Annotated in this window: 4 protein-coding genes; 3 read left to right on the top strand and 1 reads right to left on the bottom strand. The window is 61.0% G+C overall.

What is annotated here, in order from left to right; translation table 11 throughout:
- Window positions 1–223 precede the first annotated feature (223 nt).
- The gene (locus tag AC4PS6_RS22415; RefSeq protein WP_014719014.1) at window positions 224–1,087 is read right to left on the bottom strand and encodes an MBL fold metallo-hydrolase; all 864 of its coding nucleotides are present in this window, start codon (window positions 1,085–1,087) and stop codon (window positions 224–226) included.
- 94 nt (window positions 1,088–1,181) lie between these two features.
- Here AC4PS6_RS22415 and AC4PS6_RS22410 point away from each other — a divergent pair, with 94 nt between their 5' ends.
- Genes AC4PS6_RS22410 through AC4PS6_RS22400 form a run of 3 tightly spaced genes read left to right on the top strand, consistent with a single transcriptional unit; the run spans window position 1,182 to window position 3,620 of the window.
- Window positions 1,182–1,517, top strand: coding sequence for an ArsR/SmtB family transcription factor (locus AC4PS6_RS22410; protein WP_003174875.1), 336 nt, complete (start codon window positions 1,182–1,184; stop codon window positions 1,515–1,517).
- A gap of 51 nt (window positions 1,518–1,568) precedes the next feature.
- Window positions 1,569–2,813 carry an NAD(P)/FAD-dependent oxidoreductase gene (locus AC4PS6_RS22405; RefSeq protein ID WP_032903433.1) on the top strand — a complete coding sequence of 415 codons (1,245 nt, stop codon included), beginning with the start codon at window positions 1,569–1,571 and terminating at the stop codon, window positions 2,811–2,813.
- Window positions 2,814–3,620, top strand: coding sequence for a sulfite exporter TauE/SafE family protein (locus tag AC4PS6_RS22400; RefSeq protein ID WP_014719012.1), 807 nt, complete (start codon window positions 2,814–2,816; stop codon window positions 3,618–3,620).
- The last annotated feature ends 71 nt before the right edge of the window (window positions 3,621–3,691 follow it).

The following is a 3,691-nucleotide window of genomic DNA, read 5'->3' as shown; positions in this document are numbered from 1 at the left end:
GCTAAACCGGCATCCCTGCCGGTTTACCCCCCAAATCCCTGTCGAATTCCGGCCATCGTGGTTTAACGGGGCGCCTAAGATCAACAGCAGATCAAGATCAAGATCAAGATCAAGAGCGGCTCGCTTCGCATCGTGGTTACCGTTTGCTGCGACAGCCTAAAAAGTTGTGTAGATACCTATGGCTATCGCAGTTCAAGCCAGCTCCCACAGGGGATCGGTGTTTCTAGAGTTGGTTGAGGGGGATTTTCAGGTACGTCACGCCGTTCTCTTCCGCCGGCGGCATATTCCCCGCCCGCACATTTACCTGTATCGCCGGCAGCAACAACGTCGGCATGCCCAATCCAGCATCGCGTTGGGTGCGCATCTCAACAAACGCCGCTTCATCCACGCCATCATGCACATGAATATTCCCCGCCCGTTGTTCCGCTACGGTCGTTTGGCACTTCGCCTCTCGACCCTCGGGCGGGTAGTCATGACACACGTACAACTTGGTGTCCGAAGGGAACGCCAACAGCTTGCGCATCGACGCGTACAACTGTCGCGCATCGCCGCCGGGGAAGTCGCAACGGGCGGTGCCGACGTCGGGCATGAACAGGGTGTCGCCCACCAGGATCAAGCGGCCATCGATCAAATAGGCCATGTCGGCGGGGGTGTGTCCGGGCACATGCAACGCCTGGGCCTTCAAGTTGCCGATATGAAAGATGTCATCCGGCGCAAACAGGTGATCGAACTGCGAGCCGTCCACGCGAAATTCCGGCTCGAGGTTGAACAGGTTTTTGAACACGCCCTGCACCTTGCTGATCGACTCGCCTATCGCGATCTTGCCGCCCAAGGTGCGACGCAGGTAGGGCGCGGCGGACAGGTGGTCAGCGTGGGCGTGGGTTTCCAGCAGCCATTGCACGTGCAGGCCATGCTCGCGCACAAAGGCAATCACCTTGTCGGCTTGCGTCGTGTCGGTGCGCCCGGACGCCGGGTCGTAATTGAGCACCGAGTCGACGATGGCGCAAGGGCCGCCATCGGCTTCATAGACGATATAGGTGTAGGTCGACGATGCGTCATCCAGAAAGGCTTGAATCAACGCTGGCATGGCGGCTGTCTCTGCTGAAGAAAAAATTGGTTACAATCAGTTTACGTTTACACATAATGTTTTGAGCTTAAGTGACTTAAAGGACCCGAGGCAAATGGAATCTACGTTGAGTGAGGGCGAGGTCGCCCAGCTGCGTGCATCGGCGTCCAAGGCCTGTGCCTTGCTCAAGGCCCTGGCCAATGAAGACCGCTTGTTGATCCTGTGCCAGTTGACCCAGGGCGAGCGCAACGTCGGCGAGCTGGAAGCCCTGACCGGGGTACGCCAGCCCACCCTGTCACAACAGTTGGGCATCTTGCGCGATGAAGGGTTGGTCGCCACCCGTCGGGAAGGCAAATACATTTTCTACGGGCTGGCCAGCCATGAAGTGATTCAAGTGATGAAGACCCTGTCCGGGCTGTATTGCGGCGCGGTCATAAAAAGCTGGGCGTGACGCCATCCGGCAGCGACCCTTGTGTGCATTGACTCAAAAAGGCAGTAGACAATGACCGAACAACACTGGGGACCCACCATCAGTGGCGATATCGTAGTCATCGGCGGCGGCTCGGCAGGCATCGGCCTGCTGGCCAGCCTGCTCAAGCGCGACCCGCAGCTGAACATCACCCTCATCGAACCTAACGACTACCACTGCTACCAGCCCGCCTGGACCCTGGTCGGCGGCGGCGCCTACGACCTGCAAAAGACCCGCCGGCCCCTGGCCGATGTGCTACCCAATGGCGTCAGCTGGGTGCAGGCCGCCGTCAGCGAAGTGCTGCCCGATGAAAACACCCTGGTGCTCGACAGCGGCCAGCGCGTCACCTGGAAGAACCTCATCGTCTGCCCCGGCCTGCGCCTGGCCTGGGAAAAAATCGAAGGCCTGCAAGACACCCTGGGCCAACACGGCGTCACCTCCAACTACAGCTACGAGCACGCCGCCTACACTTGGCAGCTGGTGCAGCAGCTCAAGGGCGGCAAAGCGTTGTTCACCCAGCCGGCGATGCCGATCAAATGTGCCGGCGCGCCGCAAAAAGCCCTGTACCTGTCCTGCGACCACTGGCTCAAGCAGGGCGACCTCAAACACATCGACGTCGAATTCAACCTGGCCGGTGCCGCGTTGTTCGGTGTGCCAACCTTTGTGCCGCCATTGATGAAGTACGTGGAGAAATACAACGCGCGCCTGGCGTTCAATTCCAACCTGGTGAAAGTCGATGGCCCGGCGCGCAAAGCCTGGTTTGAAGTCAAAGACGCCGAAGGCAACGCGACGGTCGAAGAGAAAACCTTCGATATGCTCCACGTCGTACCGCCGCAGTTGTCCCCGGACTTTATCCGCCAGAGCCCGCTGGCCGATGCCGCCGGCTGGTGCGAAGTGAACCCCCACAGCCTGCAACACCTGCGCTACCCACATATCTTCGGCCTTGGGGATGTGTGCGGCACCACCAACGCTAAGACTGCTGCGGCGGTGCGCAAGCAAATCGTGGTAGTGGCGGAAAACCTGCTGGCCGTGCGCAAACAGGCGCCATTGCCTCTCAAATACGACGGCTACGGTTCCTGCCCACTGACGGTGGAAAAGGGCAAGGTGGTGCTGGCCGAGTTTGGCTACGGCGGCAAGTTGCTGCCGACCTTTCCCCTCGATCCCACGCAGGCACGCCGTTCGATGTGGTTCCTCAAGGCCACGCTGCTGCCGTGGTTCTACTGGAACGGCATGCTCAAGGGCCGTGAGTGGCTGACCCGTCTGAGCAAGGTGGACTGAATGCTGCTGGCCAGTGTGTTGGGTGTATTGATGGGCCTGGTCATGGGTCTGACCGGCGCAGGCGGCGGCATCCTCGGGGTGCCGGCGCTGGTGCTGGGGCTGGGCTTGACCATGACCCAGGCCGCGCCCGTGTCATTGCTCGCGGTGGGCGCAGCGGCAGCGGTGGGGGCCATTGATGGCTTGCGCCATGGCCTGGTGCGGTATCGCGCGGCGTTGCTGATCGCCTTGCTTGGCGCGTTGTTTTCGCCGTTGGGTGTGTTCGTCGCCCATCAACTGTCGGAGCCGGTGCTGATGGGACTGTTCAGCGCGCTGATGGTGCTGGTGGCCTGGCGCATGCTGCAACGGGAAAAGCGCGAGGCCGGGCCGAGTGACCATGGTTCGGCGTCGTGGGGCCAGAAGAACTGCATGCTCAACCAGCAGACCGGGCGCCTGGCCTGGACCGCCAAGTGCAGCGCCACCCTGGCCGCATTGGGTGCGGTGACCGGCGCCGTGTCGGGGTTGTTGGGCGTGGGCGGCGGCTTCCTGATCGTACCGGCGTTCAAGCAGCTCACCGATGTGCAGATGCGTGGCATCGTCGCCACGTCGTTGATGGTGGTCAGCCTGCTGTCGCTGATCGGCGTGGCCGGTGCGTTTCATGCGGGCGTGAGTATCGAGCCGGTGGGCTGGGTGTTTATCGGCGCGAGTATCGTCGGCATGTTGGCAGGACGGCGGTTGTGTTCGGTGATTCCCGCGCGGGCCTTGCAAGTGGGGTTTGCTAGCCTGTGTGTGGTGGTGGCAGTCGGTATGTTGCTTAAAGCCTCTCTCTAAGAACGGCATGGATTGCAGTGTGGGAGATTCTATGGTTGAGGGGCAACCCTCAACCAACTTTTGGCTGATAT

This window comes from Pseudomonas sp. DW-iso17, from assembly GCF_058725345.1.
Note: the sequence above shows the minus strand (reverse complement) of the source record. Positions and strands in the feature narration are given on the sequence as shown.

Excerpts from the sequence above, each read along its gene's own strand:
- AC4PS6_RS22415 (WP_014719014.1), bottom strand. The coding sequence starts at position 1,087 with ATGCCAGCGTTGATTCAAGCCTTTCTGGATGACGCATCGTCGACCTAC.
- AC4PS6_RS22410 (WP_003174875.1), top strand. The coding sequence starts at position 1,182 with ATGGAATCTACGTTGAGTGAGGGCGAGGTCGCCCAGCTGCGTGCATCG.
- AC4PS6_RS22405 (WP_032903433.1), top strand. The coding sequence starts at position 1,569 with ATGACCGAACAACACTGGGGACCCACCATCAGTGGCGATATCGTAGTC.
- AC4PS6_RS22400 (WP_014719012.1), top strand. The coding sequence starts at position 2,814 with ATGCTGCTGGCCAGTGTGTTGGGTGTATTGATGGGCCTGGTCATGGGT.